Consider the following 23,217-nt stretch of genomic DNA (forward strand, 5'->3'; position numbering starts at 1 on the left):
AATATGTCAGCGCCGACACACGGCGGCATGGCCGGACAACATGGCGCCTGCAGGATGCCAATCGGGGTGTTGGCCCTCCGTGCGCCGACCCGGCGGTGCCCGTCCCCCGGGGATCAGGCGCCCGCCAACGCTCTTTTGACACTTGCCCACCGCGTGCTCCCTACACTCCGCACTCCGCGCATCCCCACCCCGGCATGGACCTGCAATCGCTGCTGCTGGTCGTCGACGACGACCCCGATCTCCGCAAGCTGATCTCCAGCTTCCTTTCCGAACACGGCTACCGCGTGGAAACCGCGGAGGACGCCGTCCAGATGCGTCGCGCGATGGACGCCATGCGCCCGGATCTGATCATCCTGGACGTGATGATGCCCGGCGAGGACGGCCTGAGCGCCGCGCGCCGGCTGGCATCCGAACGCGGTCCTGCGCTGATCATGCTCAGCGCGCTGGGCAGCGATACCGACCGCATCATCGGTCTGGAAGTCGGCGCCGACGATTACCTGGCCAAGCCCTGCAATCCGCGCGAGCTGCTCGCCCGCGTGCGCGCCGTGCTGCGACGCAGGCAACAGGCGGCCGGTGCGGCCAGTGGCCATCTGTATGAATTTGCCGGCTGGCACCTGGACGCCGTGCGCCGCGACCTGCGCGACCCCAACGGCACCTACATCAGCCTGTCCGACGGCGAGTTCTCGCTGCTGCGCACGTTCGTCGAACATCCGCAGCGCGTGCTCAGCCGTGACCAGCTGCTCGACCACGCTCGCGGCCGCGACGCCGAGGTGTTCGACCGCGCCATCGACAGCCAGATCAGCCGCCTGCGACGCAAGATCAACGAACGCACGCGCAGCGAACTGATCCGCACCGTGCGCAACGAAGGCTACATGCTGCTGCCGGCGGTCACGCGCCTGTGAGTTCGGCGGGCATCCGCGGCTGGCCGATCTTCGCGCGGACCTTCCTGCTGTTGCTGGGCGCGCTGGCGGTGGCCTACGCGGTCGGCATCGTCCCGCTGGTGCTGCGCAAGCCGACACCGGCAGTACGGCTGTCGGAAGTCGTCGCGCTGCTGTCCACGCGCATGCCCTCCAACAATCCGTTGCTGCGCGTGAGCGAGATCGCCCAGCCGCCGCCGCCCGATGCGGGTTACAGCAGCCCACCGCCGCTGCGCGAACTGCTGGCGCAGTGGATGGACGTGCCCGAGGACCGCGTGCGTTTCTACGTTGCCGGTCCCGGCATGCTGCCGCCGCTGCGTCGCATGGAAGGGTCGCTGGCGCCGGGCCCGCTGGCGATGGACACACTGGATTTCTTCATTCCCTCCGCGATGGCGCAGGCCGGTCCGCCGGGCGGCGCGATGGGAGGACAGGGGCCGGTGTTCACGCAGCGGCGCGAAGGCCCAGGTGGCATGCAGCGCACGCCCATGCCGCGCTACCGCGAGCCACTGCGCAACGGCACCAGCTGGGCGTCGCAGCGCGCGAACGAGCGCCGCGAAGCCAAGCGCGCGAAGGACGCGTCGGACAGGACCGCCGCACCGGCGGAGGCGCCCGTGACGGCTGCTGTCGAGGAGCCCTGGCCCACGCGTCCGCCGCCCGATCCCTCCACCGCCTACCTTCGCCAGTACCTGCCACCTTACGCGCGCATCGCACCGACCGGCACCGGCGCACCCACGACCGCGGTCGCGGCTGCAGCGCCCCAGCCGGTCGCGGCGACGCCCACTCCGCCGCGCCGCGTCGCGACGGTGGTCGCGCCCGATCGCGGAGACGATGCCGCGGTGCACGTCGGCACGCCGGAGTCGCTGGGCGCCACGCCGCAGGAGCCGCGCTGGCGCGCCGATTCGACGCTGCCGTTCGCGTTCGTCGCCGCCGTGCGGCAGGCGGACGGCCGCTGGCGCGTGGTCGAACGCGTGCGCACCGGCGCGGGCATCGGCGAAATGGCCTTGATGGTCGTACTGGGCCTGGCCGCGCTGCTGCCGCTGGCGTGGTGGTTCTCGCGCGCACTGGCCGGGCCGATCCGCCGATTCGCGGTCGCCGCCGACCACATGGGCCAGGACGCCGACGCGCCACCGGTGCCGCTGGAAGGTCCGGCCGAAATCGTGCGCGCCGCGGCATCGTTCAATGCGATGCAGGCGCGCATCAACCGCCTCGTGCGCGAACGCACGCAGATGGTGGCCGCCATCGCCCACGACCTGCGCACGCCGCTGGCGCGGCTGTCGTTCCGCCTGGACCAGCTGCCGCCGGATGCGCGCGAGAAAGCGTCGGCCGACATCGCCGAAATGTCGCAGATGATCGAGGCCGCGCTCGATTTCATCCGCGAGCAGCACCGCAGCGGTCTGCGCGAGCGGTTGGACCTGCGCCTGCTGGTGGAGAGCGTGAGCGACGAACTGGCCGACGTCGGCCACGACGTGATCTGCGTTGCCGGTTCGCCTGCGCCGCTGCAGGGCGATCCATTGGCACTGCGGCGCATGGTCGGCAACCTGGTCGACAACGCGTTGAAGTACGGACAGCGCGCGCGCCTGCAACTGCGCGAGGACGGCGACGACTACGTGGTGCAGATCGACGACGACGGCCCGGGCGTGGATCCGGCCCGCAGCGAACAGTTGTTCATGCCCTTCGTGCGCGGCGAGACCTCGCGCAACCGCGAGACCGGCGGCATCGGCCTCGGGCTGGCGACGGCGCGCAGCATCGCCCTCGCCCACGGCGGCGACATCCGCCTGGACAACCGGCCCGGCGGCGGCCTGCGCGTGAGCGTGGCGCTGCCACGGGCGATCCCGTCGCAGCGGCCGTCGCCACGGGTGCGCCTGGCCGGAATGTGAGACTCGGTCGGCTGGCGTCCGGCGCGCGACTCGTGGAAACTCCCGCAACCTGGACTGGGGAGACCAGTGAAATGCCCATCGGATTGGGATTGCACGTCGTCATCGCGCTGTTCTTCGCCGTGCACGCGGTACGCAGCGGGCAGGACCGCTATTGGCTGTGGGTCCTTTTCGTGTTCCCGCTGCTGGGCAGCGTGGTGTACGGGCTGGCGATCTGGCTTCCGGAATGGCGCTACAGCCACCTGGGCCGGCAGGTCGTGCGTGGCGTGCAGCGCAAGCTCGATCCCACACGCGAACTGCGCGCGGCGCAAGATGCGTTCGATATGACCGCGACCACCGAAAACCGCACGCGCCTGGCCGATGCGATGGTCGAAGCCGGCCGTCCCGCTGACGCGGTGCCCCACTATCAGGCCGCGCTGCGCGGCATCCACGCCGACGACCCGGAACTGCACGTGCGCCTGGCGCGCGCGCGGCTGGAAGCCGGCGAAGCCACGCAGGCGCGCGAGGTGCTGGACGAACTCATCCGCAAGCGCCCGGACTTCCGCTCGCCGGCCGGACACCTGGTCTATGCGCGCGCCGTCGCGGCCGAAGGCCAGCGCGAGAAGGCGCGGCACGAGTTCGACACCCTGGTTGGTTATTTCAGCGGCTTCGAGGCGCACGCGCATTACGCCGAAGTGCTGGACCGCTGGGGCGAACGCGACGCCGCCGTGCGCCTGCGCGATGAATCGCTGCAGCGCGCCCGCCGTCTGCCGGCCTATGCGCGGCGCATGAATAGCGAATGGTTGCGCCGGCTGGAGCGCATCGGCGCGCGCTGAGCGCGAGACCATGCCGCGGCGTTGCGGCTCCACCTCTCCCCTTGCGGGAGAGGTCGATGCGCGCAGCACATTGGGAGAGGGGAGCGCGCGTCAGCGCGATCGGCTCCCCCTCATCCGCCCTTCGGGTGCCTTCTCCCACGAGGGGAGAAGGGAAAACGGGCTCGGCGTCAGTACGCGAACTCGCGGAACACGCGGTCGATATCGCCCTGCCAGGGGCCGTTGAACAATTCCAGCTTGCGCTCGGCCGGCGTGATGCCGGCCTCGGCGAATTCCATCATCGGCTCGAGGAACACCGTCTCGTCGGCGCCGCGTGCGTTGAGGCGGGAGCGACGCTTGAGACCGTGCGCGGAGATCTCCAGCGCGCGCCGCGCCAGATCGAGCACGGTACCGTCGCGGAACGGCAACTTCAGCGCGTGCTTGGGCACCCCATCGCGCAGCGCGTGGCGCTCTTCCAGCGAGAAATCCTTCACCAGGTCCCACGCCGCATCCAGGACGGTGTCGTCGTAGAGCAGGCCGACCCAGAACGCGGGCAGCGCGCAGATGCGGTTCCACGGGCCGGAATCGGCGCCGCGCATTTCCAGGTACTTCTTCAGTCGCACTTCGGGGAACGCGGTGGTGCTGTGGTCGGCCCAGTCGCGCAGCACCGGGCGGTGACCTGGATAGGCCGGCAGTTTGCCGTCGAGGAAGTCGCGGAACGACTGGCCCGAGGCATCGATGTACTGACCGTCGCGGTAAACGAAGTACATCGGCACGTCGAGCAGGTAGTCGACGTAGCGCTCGTAACCGAAGCCTTCATCGAAGACGAAATCGAGCAGGCCGGTGCGGTGCGGATCGGTATCGGTCCAGATGTGCGAACGGTAGCTGAGGTACCCGTTGGGCTTGCCTTCGGTAAACGGCGAGTCGGCGAACAGCGCGGTGGCGATGGGCTGCAGCGCCAGCGAGACGCGGAACTTCTTCACCATGTCGGCCTCGGAGCCGACGTCCAGGTTGACCTGCACGGTGGACGTGCGGGTCATCATGTCCAGGCCGAGCGAGCCGACCTTGGGCATGTACTCGCGCATGATCTTGTAGCGGCCCTTGGGCATCCACGGCATGTCCTCGCGGCGCCATTTGGGCTGGAAGCCCACGCCCAGGAAACCCAGCCCCATCGGCTCGGCCACCGTGCGCACTTCGCGCAGGTGGCTGTTGGTCTCCGAACAGGTCTGGTGCAGGTTCTCCAGCGGCGCGCCCGACAGTTCCAGCTGGCCGGCCGGCTCCAGCGACACCGAGGCCTGGTCGCGTGTGAGCGCGATGACGCGTCCGTGTTCGGTCACCGGTTCCCAGCCGAACTGGGTCAGGCCCTTGAGCAGCGCCTCGATGCCGCGGTCGCCGTCGAACGTCGGCGGGCGCAGGTCGTCGGTGCGGAAGCCGAACTTCTCGTGCTCGGTGCCGATGCGCCAGTCGTCACGCGCACGCACGCCCGAGCTGAGGAAGTCGACGAGCTGCGCTCGTCCCTCGATGGGAACATCCTTGACCTGGCTCGGACCGGACACATGCACCTCGCGGCGAAACTCCCTCTGCAAGGCCCGATGCCTTGCTCGCGCGATGTGGGCATCTCGCGGAATGACCGTTGTCCCGTTCGGGAATGGCCTGGCTTGCAGATGGGGATGCCCCCGGGTTTCGCAAGCCACCGGCAGTGTAGCGAGGGGGCGTGAACGCACATACGGCGCTGCGTGCAACGCAGTAATCCGGGATCGCCACTGGTGCGCGCCCGCGCCGCGTGCCTCCGGAGCGGCATGCAGTACCCTTCGGGCATGGCCGACCGTACCCCCGCACCCGGAACCGCCCGCTCCCTGCAGGTGCCCACGCGCCACAGCGAATCGCACCGCTCCGGCCGCGTGGGCTGGCTGCGCGCGGCGGTGCTGGGCGCCAACGACGGCATCGTGTCGGTATCGGGCCTGGTGGTGGGCGTGGCCGCCAGCGGCGCGCCGCATTCGGCCGTGCTGATGAGCGGCATCGCCGGCATCGTTGCCGGGGCCATGTCGATGGCGGCCGGCGAATACGTCTCGGTGCAGTCGCAGGCCGACACCGAGAACGCCGACCTGGCCATCGAACGCCGCGAACTGGACACGCAGCCCCAGTACGAACTCAACGAGCTCACGCATATCTATGTGCGCCGCGGGCTCGAACCGGAACTGGCCCGCCGGGTCGCCGAACAGCTCACCGCGCACGATGCGCTCGCCGCGCACGCACGCGACGAGCTGGGCATCACCGACACGCTGCGCGCCCGTCCGGTGCAGGCCGCACTGACCTCGGCCGCCGCGTTCACCAGTGGCGCGCTGCTGCCGTTGGCCGCGGTGCTGCTGTCGCCGCCCGAGTCGGTCCAGTCCGTGACCATCGTCGTGACGTTGGCCGCGCTGTTCGTTTCCGGCGCACTGGCCGCGCGCGCCGGCGGTGCACCGCTGTTGCGCGGCGCCGTGCGCGTGGCGTTCTGGGGCGCGCTGGCCATGGCGGCCTCGTCGCTGGTGGGCAGACTGTTCGACGTGGCGGTGTGAGCCGAACTCCGTTCGTCCTGGCGGCGTAGCCGCGAAGTCGATCGGCCACCTCCTCCGCACGGCCCTTCGACTTCGCTGCGCTACGCTCAGGGCGAACGGACGGGCGTCCCGCGCGTTCATTGCCGCACTGCGGCAAGCCTTCGCGGACAAGGGCTTACATACTGCGACCATGTCGCAAGTGCATTACCTCGCCCGCAGCAAGAAGACCAAGATCACCTCGCTCGACATCGCCCATCGCGCCGGTGTCTCGCAGGCGACGGTGTCGCGCGTGCTGCGCGGCAGCCCACTGGTCAATGCCGAAACGCGCCGCAAGGTCGAAGAGGCCGTGCGCGAGCTGGGCTACAAGGTGGACCGCCACGCCTCCAGCCTGCGCACGCAGCGCTCGGGCACACTGGCGCTGCTGCTGTTCGAGGACCCCACCCCGGACGACTCGCACATCAACCCGTTCTTCCTGTCGATGGTCGGTTCCATCACCCGTGCCTGTGCGCGCGAGGGACAGGATCTGCTGATCTCGTTCCAGCAGCTCTCCGACGACTGGCACGCCGACTACGAGGACAGCATGAAGGCCGACGGCCTGATCCTGCTCGGCTACGGCGATTACCTGGCCTATCAGGGCAAGCTGGAGAAGCTGGTCGCGCAGGGCACGCGTTTCGTGCGCTGGGGCGCGGTGCTGCCGGACCAGCCGGGGCTGTCGATCGGTTGCGACAACTTCCAGGGCGGACGCCTGGCCGGCGAGCACCTGGTCGGACTGGGTCGTCGGCGCATCGCCTTTCTCGGCGGCGCGTCCAGTCATTGCCCGGAATTCTTCGACCGCTTCCGCGGCTGCGATGCTGCGCTGCGCGAGGTGGGTGGCGCCATGGAAGCCATCCTGCAGGTCGATGCGGAAAGCTCGGAAGAGGACGGCTATACCGCCGCACGCGAACTGCTCGCCCGTGGCGGCGCGTTCGATGCCGTCTTCGGCGCGAGCGACCTGATCGCCATCGGCGCGATGCGTGCGCTTACCGAGGCGGGGCTGCGCGTGCCGGAGGACATCGCGGTGGTCGGCTTCGACGACATCCCCATGGCACGCTTCACCAGCCCGCCGCTGACCACGGTGTTCCAGGACACCAAGCACGCTGGCGAGCTGCTCGTGGACACGCTGATGCGACAGATCGCCGGCGAGGCCACCTACAGCATCACGTTGCCCGCCTCGCTGGTGGTGCGCCGCTCAAGCGGCGCCTGAGCACACCCACCCTCCTCCCTGTTCCGGACGGACTGCGGCTATCCTCGCCGCGGGGGCCCGCATCGCGCGGGCAAGTAAAAGGGAAGCACGCATGGGTGCCTGGAAAGGCCTGGCCGGCCTGGTGCTGGCCGCTGTCGCATGTCCTGCCGTCGCGCAGGTGGACCTGACGCCGTTCCTCAAGCGGGACGTTTACGGCGACATCAAGATCTCACCGACGGGCGAGTACTACGCGGCGACCGTGCCGCTGGAAGACCGCACGATCCTGGTGGTGATCCGACGTTCGGACAAGGCGTTCACCGCCCGGGTCAGCGGACCGGAAGACTCGGACATCGCCGCGTTCCACTGGGTCAACGACGAGCGAATCGTGGTCAGCATGGCCGAACGCTTCAGCTCGCTGGAAGCGCCCGTCGCCACCGGTGAATTGCACGCGATCAATGCCGACGGCACCGGCGGCCGCACGCTCATGGGGCACTACGACAACGACCCCAGCACGGTGACCCTCAAGTACGGCGACTTCTTCGCCGGATTCCTGGAGGACGACCTTCCGGCCGACGACGAGAACGTGCTGATCTCGGTGCAGGCATTCAGCGCCGACCCGTCCACGCGCATCGACCGGATGAACGTGCGCAACGGTCGCCGCGTCACCGTGGCCACCGCGCCGGTGCGGCGCGCGCGCTTCACCACCGACAACAAGGGCGAGGTGCGCTTCGCACGCGGGTCGGACAACGACAACGCGAGCAAGCTGTACTACCGCGACGTGCGCGGCTCGGACTGGCGGCTGATCAACGACGAAACGGTCAGCCTTCGCATCGAGCGGGCGCTGGGTTTCGCCGCCGACAACCGCACGGCCTACCTCGAGGTCGAGCAGCCCAAGGGGCCGGACGTCATCGTCGCCCTGGACACCCAGACCGGCGAGCGCACGGAACTGCTGCGCGACGCGGACGTGAGTCCGTACTCGATCCTCTACGACAGCACCGGCAGCGTGCCGATCGGTGCGACGTACATGAAGGATCAGCTGGTCAGCCGCTACTTCGACGAGAACTCGCCGCAGGCCCGCACCCAGCGGATGCTGGAGAAGGCGATGCCGGGCGCTGCGGTGCGCGTGGTGTCGGGGACCCGCGACGGCAAGCAGCTCCTGCTGCTGGCGTCCAGCGACCGTAATCCCGGCGACTTCTTCCTGTTCGACACCACCACGCGCCAGGCCGCGCGCATCTTCGGTCGCGCCGACTGGCTCGACCCGCAACGCATGGCGCCGATGCGCGAAGTGCGCCTGCCCGCGCGCGACGGCCTGGACCTGCACGGCTACCTGACCGTGCCGGCGGGTTCGGATGGCAAGCACCTGCCGATGGTGGTGCTGCCGCACGGCGGCCCGTTCGGCGTGTTCGACACGTGGACCTTCGACCGCGAGGTACAGATCCTGGCCCAGGCCGGCTACGCCGTGCTGCAGGTGAACTTCCGCGGCTCCGGCAATTACGGGCGCGCCTTCGAACAATCCGGCGCGCGCGAATGGGGCGGCACGATGCAGAACGACCTGACCGACGCCACGAAGTGGGCGATCGCACAGGGCATCGCCGCACCGGAGCGCATCTGCATCTACGGCGCCAGCTATGGCGGCTACGCGGCGCTGATGGGCGCGGCGAGGGAGCCGGACCTGTACCGCTGCGCCGTCGGCTATGTCGGCGTCTACGACCTGCCGATGCGACGCGACGATCTGCGCAGCAGCGCGCGGTACCTGGGCTCCTTCGCCAACGACTGGATGGGCGACGATCCCGACCTGCTGGCGCGCATTTCGCCCAACCGCCTGCCCGGGCGCGTCAAGGTGCCGGTGTTCCTGGCCGCCGGCGGCAAGGACGAGATCGCGCCGATCAAGCACAGCCGCATGATGGAGAAGACGCTGCTCGCCGGCGGCACACCGGTGGAGACGCTGTACTTCCCCACCGAAGGCCACGGCTTCTACACGGAGGAACACCAGCGCGAGTTCTACACGCGGCTGCTGGATTTCCTCAGTCGCCACATCGGCGGGGCGAAGGCGCAGTAACGCGCCTTCCCCCATGACCGCGCGCGGGCGATGCCTCAGCGCGCGGCGCTCGAAGCGTCCTGGCGGCCGAGTTCATAGAGGTAGTCGACGTAGGACATCACCGCGCCGTCGAAGCCCTGAACCTTCGGGTTGGTGGACTCGATCAGATAGAACTCGTCCGGTGCGTGCGCGCCGCCGCCGTGGCCCAGGCCGAAATGCGCGGATGGCAACGACAGCGGTGACTGCGTGAACACGAAGCCGGGATACGAACCGGCCAGGCGCGGCCACAACAGCGGCTCCACGCCGGCGCGTCGCAGCACGTCGAGCTGCGCCTGGACCAGGCGTGAGTTCGCGTCGGTGCTGGTAGGGTCGTAACCGCCGGACACGTTGACGGCGATGTCGCCGTACCCGCGCTTGGCCAGGTGCGCCTTCAGCGCGGCAACCACACCGTCGCGCGTCATCGGCGGCACCAGTCGCATGTCGATCTTCGCCACCGCGCGGTGCGGCAGGATGGTCTTGCCGCCTGCACCCGTGTACCCGCCGACCAGACCTTCGATGTTGATCGTCGGCTGCGAAACCAGTCGCTCGTTCGCCTTGTCCCAGGGAAGGTCGTCGATCCAGTGCGACACGCCCAGCGTCTTCTTCGCTGTGGCTTCGTCGCGCGCGGCCGACGACCTGGCGATCATCGCGCGCTGTTCGGCGGTGAGCGGTGCAGGCTTGGGAAATCCATCGATGGCCACCGTGTTGCCGTCGTCCGACACCAGCGTGTCCAGCGCCTTGACCAGTCGCCAGGCCGGGCTGTCGACCATGGCCTTCAACGACGAATGCACGTCGCTGGCCGGGCCGCGGCCCCAGGCCTTGCCGTCGGCCACCAGTTCCAGCTCCACCACGCCCTTCGCGCCCAGGTTCACCGTGACCGAGCCATCGGGCGCCTGCAGGCCCATCGGCATGAACACGCCGATGCTCTTCTTCAACGCGGCCTGGATGTCCGGGCGCAGCACCAGCCTGGCGATGTTGGGCGAACCGATTTCCTCCTCACCCTCGGCCACCAGCACCAGGTTCACCGGCATCGGCTGCTTCGCATCGCGGATGGCCTGCAGCGCGGTCAGGAACGCGGTCTCCGGCCCCTTCTGGTTGGTGGCGCCACGTCCGACGATGGCCTTGCCCAGTCCGGGCTTGTCGACCAGCCTGCCTTCCAGCGGCGGCGACGACCATTCCGCCGGATCGAACTGCTTGACGTCGTACATGAAGTACACGCCCAGTGTGACCGGAGCGCCCGCGTCGAGCGTGGCGAACACGCCGGGCTTGCCGCCCGTGTCGACGACCTCGACATGCTGGAATCCCGCATCGCGTGCGAGCCTGGCCATGTAGTCGGCGCCCTGCTTCGCGTTGCGGTCCTCGGCCGCGATCGACGGCAGCGCGATCCAGTCCTGCAGCGCCTTCACCGCCGAGTCGTGGCGCTGCGCCACCTGTGCCTGGATCGCCGCGCGATCCGGCGGGGCGGCCTGCGCCGCACCCGCTGTCGCGATCGCCAGTGCCGCTGCGAGCGCGCACCGGCGCGCTCCCTTCCCGAAAGCCGATGCCCGCATACGTCACTCCCGCCGTGTGTGGTGGGGCGAGTCTACCGGCGCGGAGAAGAAACCGGTGAAGGGTCCGGAGAGGGCCCACTGCGTGCGCTTCGCTCGTCCGGACTACCGGGCGACACGCGTTGAGGACGGGGCAACCACGGGGCTGTTCACCTCTCCCCTTGTGGGAGAGGTCGACGCGCGTCAGCGCGTCGGGAGAGGGGAACGCGCGCCAGCGCGATCGGCGCCCCCTCTTCCGCCCTTCGGGCACCTTCTCCCACGAGGGGAGAAGGGAAGTGACCTCGATCGGCCAGCGTCAATGCGGCCGCTGCACCTTCATCAGCGTGTCGAGTTCAGCCACCAGCTGCGGCTGCGTCACGGGCGCATCGAGCAGGAACACCTCCACGCCGTGCTCAGGCACGGTCGCACGCAGCGCTCCGCCGGCACGCACCTTCTTCTCGCCGCCCGCGACGGCCGCGCGCCACGTGCCGGGCTGCAGCCACTGCTTCACTTCGAACGACGCCGGAGTCGCACCCTTGTTGAGCAGCACCAGCGCGGTCTGCGCCACGCCGTCGTGCTGGATCACGCGGTAGAACGCGGCCCGGTCGCCCTTGAGTTCCACGTTGAGCTGCAGCCCGCGCTGCAACGCCGGCGATGCCGCACGCACGTGCGCGATGCGCGTCAGGTGCTGCGCGATGGGATGCTGCGGTGCGCCGGCGATGCGCTCCGCACCGAAGTAGTTGCGATTGCCATCGTGTTCCGGACGGCCGCGCATGAAGCCGACCTCCGACCCGTAGTACACGACCGGAATGCCGCGCGCGGTGAACAGCCAGTTGTGCGCGTCGATGAAACCGTCGTCGGTCGCGTCCAGGCGCGCCATGTCGTGGTTGTCGTAGAACGTCGCGAGGTCGTACGGATTGGCGTACGGCCCTTCGCGCAGGAACAGGCGCCCGGCCAGTTCCTCGAAGCCCGCCTGCTCGTGGCCGAACACTTTCTCCAGCCCCTGCTTGAGCGGGAAATCCAGCACGCTCACGCCGGCGTTCTTCGCCAGCGTGTGCTCGGCGATCTTGGTGGCGTCGTACTCGAAGGCCTCGCCGAACATGAACATGCCGGGCTTCTGCTTGCGCATGCGCGCGACGAACTCGTGCCAGAACGGGTGCGGCAGCCAGCCGATGGTGTCGATGCGCAGCGCATCGGCGCCCTGCGCGATCCACTGCGCATACGCGCCGGACAGGTAGTCCATCACCGCCGGGTTGTTCTCGTTGAGATCCGACAGCTCCGCCAGCCCCGGCGTGGTGTTGTAGAAGCGGTGCAGCGGGTTGTTGGCCGGGTCGAGCTGCTCCGGTCGCAGGTTCTGGTGATCGGCGACGAGCTTTCCTTCGCGGTCGAACACCTGCCCGAACTTCGGTTGCGCCTTCGGCATCGTGTACGACGGCGAGCCGTGGTTGCCGACGATGTCGAGCACCAGCTTCATGTCCTTGCCGTGCACCGCGCTGGCGAGGCCGGCGAAATCCAGGCCCGGGCTCGGCAGGTGCTCATCGAGCCGGTAGAAGTTCACGCCCCAGTACCCGTGATAGCCGGTCTTGCCGCCGTCGGTGAGGAAGCCGCCCTTCTGCGCCGGCTTGCCCCCGGTGAAGGCCTCGTCCGGGTTGTCGACGATGGGCGTGACCCACAGCGCGGTGAAGCCCATGCCGCGGATGTAGTCGAGGTGATCGACGATGCCTTTGAAATCGCCGCCCAGGTAACCGATGTTGTCGCCCTGATCGCTGCCCGGCGTGAGCCGGTCGAAGGTGCGCGTCGCCGGATCCGGCCCGCCCTGGTCGCGATGGTCGTTGGACGGATCGCCGTTGACGAAGCGGTCGGTGACGACGAAGTACACCGCCTCCTTCGCGAACGGTTCCAGCGTGCCGTAGTAGTCGGCGGCCGACGCGCTGGCGCAGGCCAGCATCAGGGTCAGCGGAAGCAGTCTGCGCATCATGGGGTCCGTTGCGTCGGTTGGTTCAGTTGGCGGCGACCGTCGCCGCGCCGACCTGCGGCTCGCGCACGCGAAGCACGCACAGGCCCGCCACGATCAGGCTGATCCCGCCGATGGTCAGCGCCTGGACCGGTTGCCCGCCGAAGAAATGCTTCAGCAGGAAGCCGAGCAGGCTGGCCGCGACCAGCTGCGGGATGACGATGAAGAAATTGAAGATGCCCATGAACACGCCCATCTTCTCCGCCGGCACGCTGTCGGACAGCAACGCGTACGGCAGGGACAGGATCGAGGCCCAGGCGAAACCCACGCCGACCATCGACAGCAGCAGCCAGTGCGGATCACGGATCAGCAGGAACGACAGCAGTCCCAGCCCGCCCAGCGTGACGTTGACCAGATGGCTCAGGCGCAGGCCGATGCGGCGCACCATCCACGGGATCGCAATGGCGGCCAGCGCGGCGAAACCGTTGTAGGCCGCGAACAGCACGCCCACCCAGTTGGCGCCGTCGTTGTACAGCGCGGACGACGTGTCCGTGCTGCCGAAGTGCACCTGCGTGACCGCTGCCGTGGTGTAGATCCACATCGCGAACAGCGCGAACCACGAGAAGAACTGCACGACGGCCAGCTTGCGCATCTCGGCGGGCATGTCGTGCAGGTCGCCGACGATCTGCGCCAGCGCGCGTTCGAGTCGCATGCGACTGGCCGCGACCAGCGCGATGCCGTAGGCCGCCAGCAGGGCCGCCAGAATGTACAACTGCTTGTCCAGCGCGAACTGCCACACCACGCCCGCGACGACGACGCCCGCGACCAGCCATGCACCGCCGCTGCGAAGCGCGCGTGCGGCGTCGAGCGGCCGGCGCGCCAGGCGTGGCGTGGTGTCGTGCGCCCGCAGCACGTCGGGCGGATATTCGCGCGTGCGCAGCACCGTCCAGCCGACCGCCAGCATCAGCACCGCACCGCCCACGTAGAACGCGTAGCGCACGGTATCCGGCACTTCGCCGGGGCCGGCTGTATTGCCGATACCGGCCTGTGCCAGCAACCACGGCAGCAGGCTTGCGATCACCGAGCCCACGCCGATGAAGAAGCTCTGCATCGCGTAACCGCTGGCACGCTGCTGCGTCGGCAACTGGTCGCCGACGAACGCGCGGAATGGTTCCATCGAGATGTTGATCGACGCATCCAGCACCCACAGCAGTCCGGCCGCGATCCACAGCGTCGGCGAGTTGGGCATGAAGAACAGCGCCAGCGTCGCCAGGACCGCGCCCACCAGGAAGTACGGACGACGACGGCCCAGGCGCGTCCACGTGCGGTCGGACAGATAGCCGACGATCGGCTGCACGATCAGCCCCGTCAGGGGCGCGGCGATCCACAACACCGGGATGTCGTCCATGCTCGCACCCAGCGTCTGGAAGATGCGGCTGACGTTGGCGTTCTGCAGGGCGAAACCGAACTGGATACCGAGGAAGCCGAAACACATGTTCCAGATCTGCCAGAACGACAACTGCGGCTTGGTGCTCATCGGGCGACGTTCTCCGTCAGCGGCATGACGTGCAGGGCCCCGATGTCGGCCGCATTGAGCGGCCCATCGATGCCGCCCGCACCGCCGGTGTAATGGGCGTTGTGGCTGAGATACGACATATTGAATCCGTCGAGCAGACCGATGCGGCACGCGCCGCCGGCCTTCGCCTCGATCACGACCGGGCTGGAGCGTTGCATGGCAGTCCCGTGCGGCATCACCAGCGGGCCGGTCTGCGCCGGCTGGCCTTCGCACTCCACGATCAGTCGCTTCACGGCCGCCGTGATTCCGGTGTTGATCGGGCCATGCGTGTTCACGAAGTCGACGCTGAGTGCGTAACGCCCCGTCGTCGGCGCACGCCACTGGCGCGGCCACGCACCTTCGACCGTGGTTTCATCGCCGACGCAGCGCGTGGGTCCGTGCAGCGATTCCACGCCACCGGCCACGCGCGTCAGGCTCAGGCATTGCTGCGCGGGTCGGCGCGGCAGCGTCGCGTGCCGTGGCTGAGCGATAGCTTCGGCGCGCAGCGCACCGTCCACGTACAGGCGGGTTCCAGCCGGCACGTCGATGCGCCATTGCGCCCCGTCCTCGCGCAGCGTCGGCGCATCGGGCGATGCCGGTGCGAACGCAGCGGCGTCCAGGCGCACGTCGGCGATCGCGCGCGGCGCCTGCTTGCCGATCAGCTGCACGTGCCGTGTATCGCCCTCGCGACGCGTCGTGCCCGCGACCAGGAGGTCACCATCCACATGGGCTGGCCGGTGCAGGACGATCGTGCCATCCCGCAGCTGCAGCGACACCGTGTCGCGCTCGCCGAACAGCATCGGCACCAGCGCGACAGGAATCTTCGGCAGGACGCTGCCGTCGGCCTGCAGGCCGAACACGCCTTCCATCACCATCTGCAGATAGCCCGCGACCGACCAGAGCTGCCGCGGCGAGTTCACCACCGGGCCGCTCAGTGCGCCGTCGTCGACGTGCACGGCCTGCGTGGTGAGTTCGAAGTTCTCCATGTTCGAGGCAGCCAGCGCGGCGCCGCGCATGAGCGAGCGGATCTCGTGTTCGATGCGCGGCGCGTCGTCCAGCCGGCGTGCGGCGCGCAGCGCGTAGGCGCTGACGAAGGGCCAGATCGCGCGGTTGTGGTAGATGGCGATGCCCGGTTGCTGCGGCCAGATCACCGGGCTTCCCGATTCCAGCGTCGGATAGTTGGACAACGCGCGACGCGCCCGATCCTCCGGCGCGATGCCGCTGTCGATCAGCAGCGCCAGGCCGAGCAGGTCGTAGGCCTCGAACGGCACCGGATGCGCGGCAGTGCCGATATAGCTCATGTACAGGCCGCGGTCGTCCCGCCAGAAGCGTCGGTCGATGGCGCGCGCCAGCGCATCGGCCTGCGCGTCGTACTGCGCCGCGCGTGCGTCACCGCGTTCGTGCGCCAGTCGCGCCGCCAGGCGCAGCGCGCGGTAATGCAGCACGTTGGTCGACAGCGCGAAGGATTGCCCGATGAAGCCGACATCGTCCGCCGTCCAGCGCGGATAGGACTGCTCGCGCCAGTCGAGGAACGAGGTCTCGCCCCGGTACAGCCCCATGTCCTCGTCGAACACGTACTGCCGGTCCTGCGCGAGCGTGGCGGTCAGCGCGCTCCAGGTCTGGTCGGCGAAACGTTGCGCGTCGGTGTCGTCCGATGGCGGCAAGGCAGCCGCGCCGAGGAACCACACCACGCGGTCGCTGCTGATCGGCCAGCTGCCGCCGGAGCCGGTGTCCTGCAACACATAGGTGCCCGGCGAGCCGCCCGCGCGTGCGTCGGAGAGCTTGAACCGCAGCGAATCGCGGGTGCGTTGCGGCGCCAGCCGCGCCAGCGCGAGGTCGGCCGCGAAGGAGAGATCGCGCGTCCACACATAGCGCCACTTCTCGCCGGTCTCGAAGCAGGGGCACGGAATCGGCCGGCCGCTGTCGTAGGCGTTATCGGTGATGGAGGCCACCTGCGCCCGCTGCAGCTCGTCCTGGGCAAGCGCGAACAGGCCGTCGAACAGCACGCTGGCGGTGTCGCTGCGCATGGGCTGTATCGCGATGTCGCGCTCGATCGCCGTGCCGGCCGCGTCCGTGCGCAGGCGCCAGCCGTCCGGCGACGCCGTCATCCGCGCGTGGTGGCCACGCCAGTCCAGGCCGTCCTGCCAGGGGTGGCCATCGGCCTGCGCATACGCGCCGGTACTGACGGCCAGGCCACACGCCAGCGCCAGCCGCGCGACCGCAAGGGTCGTACGCCACGTGGTACGCGCATCGGGCGTGATGGCTCGATTCATGAACCTCCCCAGCTCAGTGCCGCCATGGTAGACGGCACCGGCCGCGCTGGTTCCGGCTGTATACGTATTCATCGCCCAGCGAGCGAGTACGGCAATCCGCAGAGGAACGCATCGTGGAATAGTGCGCTCCATCGCGCGCCACGGGCGCGCCTGGCGGGCATGGATGCGGCATGGCAGACGCAGGGATGACTGGGTCGGGGACGGAACAGCGAATGACGGAACAGATGCAGTGGTGGCGTGGCGCGGTGATCTACCAGATCTACCCGCGCAGCTTCCTGGACACCAATGGCGATGGCGTCGGCGACCTGCCGGGCATCGTCGAGAAACTGGACTACGTGGCCAGCCTCGGCGTCGACGCGATCTGGATTTCGCCGTTCTTCAGGTCGCCCATGGCCGACTTCGGTTACGACATCGCCGACTACCGCGATGTCGATCCGCTGTTCGGCACGCTGGACGACTTCGACCGCTTGCTGGCCAAGGCGCATTCGCTGGGCATCCGCGTGATGATCGACCAGGTGCTCAGCCACACGTCGATCGAGCACGCCTGGTTCCGCGAAAGCCGCGAGAGCCGCGACAACCCGAAGTCCGACTGGTACGTCTGGGCCGACGCGAAGCCCGACGGCACGCCGCCCAACAACTGGCTGTCGCTGTTCGGCGGCGTGGCGTGGCAGTGGGAACCGCGACGCGGCCAGTATTTCCTGCACAACTTCCTGGCCTCGCAGCCGGACCTGAATTTCCACAACCCGGCGGTGCGCGAGGCCACGCTGGACAACGTGAAGTTCTGGCTCGACCGCGGCGTCGACGGCCTGCGCCTGGATGCGATCAACTTCTGCTTCCACGACACGCAGCTGCGCGACAACCCGGCCAAGCCGGCGGAGCTGCGCACCGGGCGGGGTTTCAGCCCCGACAACCCGTATGCGTTCCAGTACCACTGGTACAACAACACGCAGCCGGAGAACGTCGCGTTCATCGAGGACCTGCGCGCGCTGCTGGACCGCTATCCGGGCGCGACGACGCTGGGCGAGATCTCCTCGGAGGACTCGCTGGCGACCATGGCCGAGTACGTCGACGAGCGTCGCCTGCACATGGGCTACAGCTTCGAGCTGCTCACCGACGATTCCAGCGCCGCCTACATCCGCGGCACTGTCGAGGACCTCGAAGCGAAGATGCAGAACGGGTGGCCGTGCTGGGCCATCTCGAACCACGACGTGCAACGCGCGGTGACGCGCTGGGGCGGCGGTGGCGCGCTCGATGCAGAGCTGGCGAAGCAGCTGGTCGCGCTGGTGTGTTCGCTGCGCGGCTCGGTCTGCCTGTACCAGGGCGAGGAGCTGGGGCTGCCGGAGGCGGACGTGCCGTTCGAAGCCCTGCAGGACCCGTACGGCATCGCGTTCTGGCCGACCTTCAAGGGCCGCGATGGATGTCGCACGCCGATGCCCTGGAACGGCGATGCACAGGCCGGCTTCAGCGTGCGCGCGCCGTGGCTGCCGGTGCCGGCGGCGCACACCGGACTGAGTGTCGCGATGCAGGATGCACAGCCCGCGTCGGTGCTCAACGGCGTTCGCCACCTGCTGCGCTGGCGCAAGTCGCATCCGGCGCTGGTGGGCGGCGACATCGCCTTCCTCGATGCGCCGGAACCGGTGCTGGCGTTCACGCGCCGCAGCGGCGACGAAATGCTGCTGGTCGTGTTCAACCTGTCGGCGATCCCGCAGCGCTGGGACGTGCCGGGCAGCCTGGGTTCCGTCGTACCGCTCGCCGATCACGGCCTGCTCGCGGGTGATGTGTCCCAGGGTGTGCTGCACCTGCCGCCGCGCGGCGTGTTCTACGCACGACTGGGTTGAGCGCGGCGCACGGGCACGCCCGTGTCGCCTCGATGACGAACGCACATCATCCGGAGACGCGGCATGGGATGCACACGGATTCGACGTTCGCTCCGTATCGCCGTGGCGTCGTGGCTGCTTGCCTTCGCGCACGGTGCGCTCGCTGTTGAACCGCTGTCGCCCGGCCCTGTCCCGGGCCCGCTGACTGTCGAGCCGCTCCGTTTCGACGCGACCACATTCGCCCCCGAAGGCATGCGGGCCACCGTCTACCTTCCCCCGGACTACGCCTCCGGTACGCGCCGGTATCCGGTGCTCTACGTCAACGACGGCCAGGATCGGGAGGCCGTCCGCTTGCAGGCGACGCTGCAGGACCTGATCGCGAAGGGAACCATCCGCGCGCCGATCGTCGTCGCCATCGACATGCCACGCGACCGCATGGGGGCCTATGGCCTGTCCGACCGCGAGCGCGGCAACAGCGTCGTCGCGCAGACGAAGTACGGGCCGGTGGGCACGAACGCGCATGCGTATTCCGAATGGGTCGCGCACACGCTGGTTCCTGCCATCGATGCGCGCTACCGCACGCGCACCACGCCGGACGCGCGCGCCATCCTGGGCTGGTCGCTGGGCGGGTTGAATGCGTTCAATCTGGGCTGGCAGTACCCGGAGGTGTTCGCGCGCGTGGGTGCGTTCTCGCCGTCGTTCTGGCTGGCGCAGGACGGTGCCAGCAATGAGACGGTGCAACGCACGCGCTTCGTGCAGCGGATCATCGATGGCAGTCAGCCACGTGTCGGTGCGCGATGGTTCTTCGCCGTGGGCACGACCGAGGAAGACAGCGACCGCGACGCTGACGGCGTCAACGATGCGGTGGACGACACGCGCGACGTGATCGATGGCTGGCAACCGGACCACAGCGGCCAGAAAGGCCTGCGTCAGCTGGGTTATCGCATCAACGACGACCACGCCGCGGGCGCGACCCGCGCCGAGGTCGCGCTCTACCTGCTGCCCGACGGCCGCCACGAGCAGGCCGCGTGGGCGCGCATGCTGCCGGTGTTCCTGCAGTGGGCCTATGCCGTGCACGCCCCGGCCCTGCAGGCGACCGGTCACGTCGACAGCTACCAGGACGTGCCGGCCGGATCCGTGCGCCTGCCCTCGCGCAATGTCGACGTGTGGCTGCCGCCGGGCTATGAGGATCACCCGCGACGCCGCTATCCGGTGCTGTACCTGCACGATGGCCAGAACGTGTTCGACCCCGCGCTGGCCTACACCGGCGTCGACTGGGACGTGGACGGCGCGATGACGCGACTGGTCGCCTCGAACGACGTGCGCGCGGCCATCGTCGTGGCGATTTCCAACACACCCTTGCGCGGTCCCGAGTACATGCCCGCCGGGGCGGTGGCCCCGGGACCGCGCGCCGGCGTGCTGTCGGACGACTACCTGCGTTTCATCGTCGACGAACTGAAGCCGGCGATCGACGCGACCTACCGCACGAAACCCGACCGCGCGGACACGTTCGTGATGGGGTCCAGCATGGGCGGGCTGATCTCCGCCTACGCGATGAGCGAGTACCCGGATGTCTTCGCGGGTGCGGCGGGGTTGTCCACGCACTGGCCTGCCGACGATGGCGCGGTCATCGACTACCTGTCGACGCATCTGCCGCCGCGACGCACGCACCGCTTCTACTTCGACCACGGCACGGCGACGCTCGATGCGTCGTATGGGTCGTATCAACAGCGCATGGATCGCGTGCTGGAAGACGCAGGCTGGCGGCGTGGACGCGATTTCATGAGTCGCGAGTTTCCTGGCGCCGAACACAACGAACGCGCCTGGCGCGATCGCGTCGACGTCCCCCTGCAGTACCTGCTCCGGCCTTGACCGCGCACGCGGATCAGCGCAGTTCGATCACGCCGCTGTCGTCCATCACGCGCGGATCGCGCGCGCCATCGCCTCCGCCGAAGCCCGATGCGGTGGCCCCCGGGGCAAGCGGGCGATAGCCGCCGTCGTAGTCCCAGGTGCTGACATAGACCTTGCCGCCGCGGAACGAACGGGGCCGACCAAGCGAAGACGCCGGCAACACGAACGTGACCGTTGCCGCCTCGCGATCCACCTGCAGCGTCGCGGCAGGAACGAGCGGCGTGCCCTCCTGCGTCGCGGTGGCACCGGTCGCGGAGAACAGTGCGTTGGACCAGCCGTGCGCGCGCAGACGCACGCTCCAGTGCATACCGTCGGGCAGCACGCCGTTCTGCTGCGGCATGACGGTTGCGCCGGCGCCCGCATCCGGCAGCTGCACGAAGACGTTGAACGCAACGTGGTCGAATCCGTTGGGGGCGTTCCACGCCTGGCTCAACGAAGGCACCTGCACTTCAACTTTGAGCGCGCCACCGGCGCCGTATACGCGGACGCGCCGCAGGTCCGCGGGTCTCGCATCGCGCCAGCCGGCATCGAGGGGATAGGTGTAACGGCCCAGCGGGCCGTTGTCGTCGCCAGCCGCATCGTCGTGCTGTGCGAGCAGCGTCCAGTCGCGCTGCACGCGGAACTCGACCGCCTTCGATGCCACGCCGGCCTGTGGCGCCCACGCCACCACACGATGGACGATCGCCGCATCCGTCATGTCGCCCGTGTCGATGCGCGCGCGCCAGCGCCCATCACGATCGACTGGCACTCGCCGCGCGGTCGACACGTCGCCATCGACGACGATGTCCACATGCTCCGTACCGGATGCTCGGCCGGCGATGTCGAGCGCACTGGTCGTTTCGGCGACGCGGTGCATGTCGATGTCGAGCGATGCGGAAGGCGCCTGCGGAACAACGGAGTCTTCGACGGCCTGCATCACCCAGCCCGCACGCGCCGGGAGGACCAGCGTGATTCGCCCCTCCGGATCGACCACGGCATCGTGCGTGCCGCCGTCGATGGTGAAGCGGCTGCGCACGCGTGTGCCCGGCGCCAGCCCTGTATCGACGCGGTCCATCAGGGTGGGGTGTTCGGCCGTGTTCAACAGCACCAGCGCGCTCGCACCCTCGTGGTCCATGCGCCACGCCAGCGCACCGGGGCCAGCGGCATCGGAGCGCAGCACGGTGGGCACGCCACGCGAGAAGACGCGATCGCCGCGGCGCAACGCGATGGCCTCGCGCAGGTAGCGGTATAGCGGCGTCTGGGGATCAAAGCGGTCATGCCCGCCAGAGCCGTAACCCGTCGCGAACATCGAGGCGCGCTGCTCGGTGAAGCCCTGTTCGGTGCCGTAGTAGACCACCGGAATGCCCGGCAACGTCATGATCGCCAGCAGCGCCTGGCGCAGGGCTGCCTCGCTGCCACTGGCGAGAAAGCGGTCCACGTCGTGGTTGTCGACGAAGGTCGGCATGCGGTGCGGATCCGCATACAGCTGCATCGTGCGCTGGATACGCCACGCCAGCTCTGCCGTGGGACGACCGCGCGCGAACACGTCCACGCTGGTGCCGTAAAGCGGGAACTGGATCATCGACGGCAGCAGTGCGCGTCCCTCCGCATCGCGCAGGTAGGTATCGATGCGGCGCATCTGCGCGTCCTCGTACGGACGATCGACGCCGAAACCCTCGCCAAACAGCAGGAAATCCTTGCGTCCGGTTTGCGCCGCGACCTGCGCGATGCCCGGCGCGGCGCGATCGCGCGCGTGCAGGAAGTCGTCGAAGTAGTCCGGCGGCACGTAGAAGGCGGTGTCGACTCGGAACGCGTCGACACCGGCCTCGCGTATCCAACGTGCGTACGAACGGCGAAGCGCGCGCCTCACCTGCGGGTTCTCCGTGTTCAGGTCGTCCAGGTCGGCCAGCTGGAAGTTGAGCAGCTGCTCGCGGTCGGCGTAGTCGCGGATGGCGGGCGTCCAGTGGTAGATGCCCTCCGCGCGCTGGCGCGCGTCGTGCGCGTCGTTGCGGTCGAACGGCGGCTGCGCGGGCGCGTTGCCGGCATTGCGCTGGAAATGCGCGGCCGGATCGCGCGGGTCCCAGCCGCCGTCGTAGGTGAAGTAGTTGCCGGTGTGGTTCACCACCACGTCCTGCACCAGGTACATGCCGGCGCCGTGCAGTCGGCGCGACAGGCGGCGGTAGTCCTCCAGCGTGCCGTAGTGGGCATCGACCGCGGCGAAATCGCTGGCCCAATAGCCGTGGTAGCCGCCGTAATGGCTGCGCTCGCTCCACCACTGGTTGGCCACGGGCGGCGTGATCCACACCGCGGTCGCACCCAGGTCGCGGATGTAGCCGATGCGCCGTTCGACGCCGCGCAGGTCGCCACCGCTCCAGCGTGCGTTGTCGCGTGGATCGTACTCACCCGCGCCCTGGTCGTTGTTGCGCGGCTCGCCGTCGTCAAACCGGTCGGTCATCACGAAATAGACGACCTGGTCGCGCCAGTCCGGGGACGGCACGTGCAGTGGACCCAGCGGTGCGGCGTCCGGCGGCGCGGCGACCGACGGGACGGTCGCAAGCAACCACATGAACGCGAGCGCACGCGTGCGCGCGAACCTGGCCGGACCGCGTGTGCTCATGCCGCTCCCGTGGCGCATCCCGGCCGTCGGCCGGCGGGAGACCACTATTCCATGGCGAAAACGATTGCACCGCCGTCCCGGCACGTCGCGGCGCGATGAATACGTATGCAAAGGAATTTGTGCGGCAGTGGCTGGCCCTACCATCCCGCTACGCCTTGGACTGCCCT

General features: G+C 69.0%; 14 protein-coding genes. 8 read left to right on the forward strand and 6 right to left on the reverse strand.

From position 1 onward, the window contains the following. Nucleotides 1–194: 194 nt before the first annotated feature. The 3 genes from QLQ15_RS02675 (at nt 195) to QLQ15_RS02685 (ending at nt 3,606) form a co-directional block, all read left to right on the forward strand. Nucleotides 195–902 (forward strand): response regulator, encoded by a 708-nt coding sequence (locus tag QLQ15_RS02675; protein WP_283211318.1) that lies wholly within the window; start codon nt 195–197, stop codon nt 900–902. Further along, nucleotides 899–2,794: a sensor histidine kinase gene (locus tag QLQ15_RS02680; RefSeq protein ID WP_283211319.1), complete on the forward strand. Its 1,896-nt coding sequence runs from the start codon at nt 899–901 to the stop codon at nt 2,792–2,794. Before QLQ15_RS02675 ends, QLQ15_RS02680 begins: the two co-directional genes overlap by 4 nt. 71 nt (nt 2,795–2,865) lie before the next feature. Then, nucleotides 2,866–3,606, forward strand: a complete 741-nt coding sequence (locus QLQ15_RS02685) for a tetratricopeptide repeat protein (RefSeq protein WP_283211320.1) — start codon at nt 2,866–2,868, stop codon at nt 3,604–3,606. A 167-nt stretch (nt 3,607–3,773) separates the two neighbouring features. Here QLQ15_RS02685 and QLQ15_RS02690 read toward each other — a convergent pair whose 3' ends face one another. Beyond that, nucleotides 3,774–5,138, reverse strand: coding sequence for a glutamate--cysteine ligase (locus QLQ15_RS02690; RefSeq protein ID WP_283211321.1), 1,365 nt, complete (start codon nt 5,136–5,138; stop codon nt 3,774–3,776). A gap of 261 nt (nt 5,139–5,399) precedes the next feature. Here QLQ15_RS02690 and QLQ15_RS02695 point away from each other — a divergent pair, with 261 nt between their 5' ends. The 3 genes from QLQ15_RS02695 to QLQ15_RS02705 all read left to right on the forward strand — a co-directional run bounded on the left by QLQ15_RS02695 (nt 5,400) and on the right by QLQ15_RS02705 (nt 9,400). Beyond that, on the forward strand, nt 5,400–6,140 hold the full coding sequence (locus QLQ15_RS02695) for a VIT1/CCC1 transporter family protein (protein ID WP_432277768.1): 741 nt from the start codon (nt 5,400–5,402) through the stop codon (nt 6,138–6,140). A gap of 169 nt (nt 6,141–6,309) precedes the next feature. Continuing rightward, nucleotides 6,310–7,362, forward strand: a complete 1,053-nt coding sequence (locus QLQ15_RS02700) for a LacI family DNA-binding transcriptional regulator (protein WP_283211322.1) — start codon at nt 6,310–6,312, stop codon at nt 7,360–7,362. A gap of 91 nt (nt 7,363–7,453) precedes the next feature. After that, on the forward strand, nt 7,454–9,400 hold the full coding sequence (locus tag QLQ15_RS02705; protein ID WP_283211323.1) for an alpha/beta hydrolase family protein: 1,947 nt from the start codon (nt 7,454–7,456) through the stop codon (nt 9,398–9,400). Nucleotides 9,401–9,435: 35 nt separating this feature from the next. Here QLQ15_RS02705 and QLQ15_RS02710 read toward each other — a convergent pair whose 3' ends face one another. From QLQ15_RS02710 to QLQ15_RS02725, 4 genes are all read right to left on the reverse strand, one after another. Further along, nucleotides 9,436–10,968, reverse strand: coding sequence for a M20/M25/M40 family metallo-hydrolase (locus QLQ15_RS02710; RefSeq protein ID WP_283211324.1), 1,533 nt, complete (start codon nt 10,966–10,968; stop codon nt 9,436–9,438). A 292-nt stretch (nt 10,969–11,260) separates the two neighbouring features. Continuing rightward, entirely contained in the window at nt 11,261–12,922 is a 1,662-nt protein-coding gene (locus QLQ15_RS02715) for an alpha-amylase family glycosyl hydrolase (protein ID WP_432277769.1), read from the reverse strand. 22 nt (nt 12,923–12,944) lie between these two features. After that, on the reverse strand, nt 12,945–14,435 hold the full coding sequence (locus QLQ15_RS02720) for an MFS transporter (protein WP_283211325.1): 1,491 nt from the start codon (nt 14,433–14,435) through the stop codon (nt 12,945–12,947). Next, a complete protein-coding gene (locus QLQ15_RS02725; protein ID WP_283211326.1) occupies nt 14,432–16,726 on the reverse strand; it encodes a glucosidase family protein in 2,295 nt (764 codons plus the stop codon). The genes QLQ15_RS02720 and QLQ15_RS02725 overlap by 4 nt, the downstream gene beginning before the upstream one ends. A 212-nt stretch (nt 16,727–16,938) precedes the next feature. Between QLQ15_RS02725 and QLQ15_RS02730 the strand changes: the two genes are divergently transcribed. Beyond that, entirely contained in the window at nt 16,939–18,564 is a 1,626-nt protein-coding gene (locus QLQ15_RS02730; RefSeq protein ID WP_283211327.1) for an alpha-glucosidase family protein, read from the forward strand. Nucleotides 18,565–18,795: 231 nt separating this feature from the next. After that, complete coding sequence (locus tag QLQ15_RS02735; protein WP_283211328.1) at nt 18,796–20,415, forward strand: alpha/beta hydrolase-fold protein; 1,620 nt, start codon at nt 18,796–18,798, stop codon at nt 20,413–20,415. Nucleotides 20,416–20,428: 13 nt separating this feature from the next. On the opposite strand, the gene QLQ15_RS02740 is transcribed toward QLQ15_RS02735, so the two are convergent. Next, nucleotides 20,429–23,050 (reverse strand): alpha-amylase family glycosyl hydrolase, encoded by a 2,622-nt coding sequence (locus QLQ15_RS02740; protein ID WP_283211329.1) that lies wholly within the window; start codon nt 23,048–23,050, stop codon nt 20,429–20,431. Nucleotides 23,051–23,217: the final 167 nt, after the last annotated feature.

This window comes from Lysobacter stagni (assembly GCF_030053425.1).
Lineage (GTDB): Bacteria > Pseudomonadota > Gammaproteobacteria > Xanthomonadales > Xanthomonadaceae > Lysobacter_J > Lysobacter_J stagni.

Excerpts from the sequence above, each read along its gene's own strand:
- QLQ15_RS02730 (WP_283211327.1), top strand. The coding sequence starts at position 16,939 with ATGACGGAACAGATGCAGTGGTGGCGTGGCGCGGTGATCTACCAGATC.
- QLQ15_RS02695 (WP_432277768.1), top strand. The coding sequence starts at position 5,400 with ATGGCCGACCGTACCCCCGCACCCGGAACCGCCCGCTCCCTGCAGGTG.
- QLQ15_RS02700 (WP_283211322.1), top strand. The coding sequence starts at position 6,310 with ATGTCGCAAGTGCATTACCTCGCCCGCAGCAAGAAGACCAAGATCACC.
- QLQ15_RS02725 (WP_283211326.1), bottom strand. The coding sequence starts at position 16,726 with ATGAATCGAGCCATCACGCCCGATGCGCGTACCACGTGGCGTACGACC.
- QLQ15_RS02720 (WP_283211325.1), bottom strand. The coding sequence starts at position 14,435 with ATGAGCACCAAGCCGCAGTTGTCGTTCTGGCAGATCTGGAACATGTGT.
- QLQ15_RS02710 (WP_283211324.1), bottom strand. The coding sequence starts at position 10,968 with ATGCGGGCATCGGCTTTCGGGAAGGGAGCGCGCCGGTGCGCGCTCGCA.
- QLQ15_RS02685 (WP_283211320.1), top strand. The coding sequence starts at position 2,866 with ATGCCCATCGGATTGGGATTGCACGTCGTCATCGCGCTGTTCTTCGCC.
- QLQ15_RS02705 (WP_283211323.1), top strand. The coding sequence starts at position 7,454 with ATGGGTGCCTGGAAAGGCCTGGCCGGCCTGGTGCTGGCCGCTGTCGCA.
- QLQ15_RS02715 (WP_432277769.1), bottom strand. The coding sequence starts at position 12,922 with ATGATGCGCAGACTGCTTCCGCTGACCCTGATGCTGGCCTGCGCCAGC.
- QLQ15_RS02675 (WP_283211318.1), top strand. The coding sequence starts at position 195 with ATGGACCTGCAATCGCTGCTGCTGGTCGTCGACGACGACCCCGATCTC.
- QLQ15_RS02740 (WP_283211329.1), bottom strand. The coding sequence starts at position 23,050 with ATGAGCACACGCGGTCCGGCCAGGTTCGCGCGCACGCGTGCGCTCGCG.
- QLQ15_RS02735 (WP_283211328.1), top strand. The coding sequence starts at position 18,796 with ATGCGGGCCACCGTCTACCTTCCCCCGGACTACGCCTCCGGTACGCGC.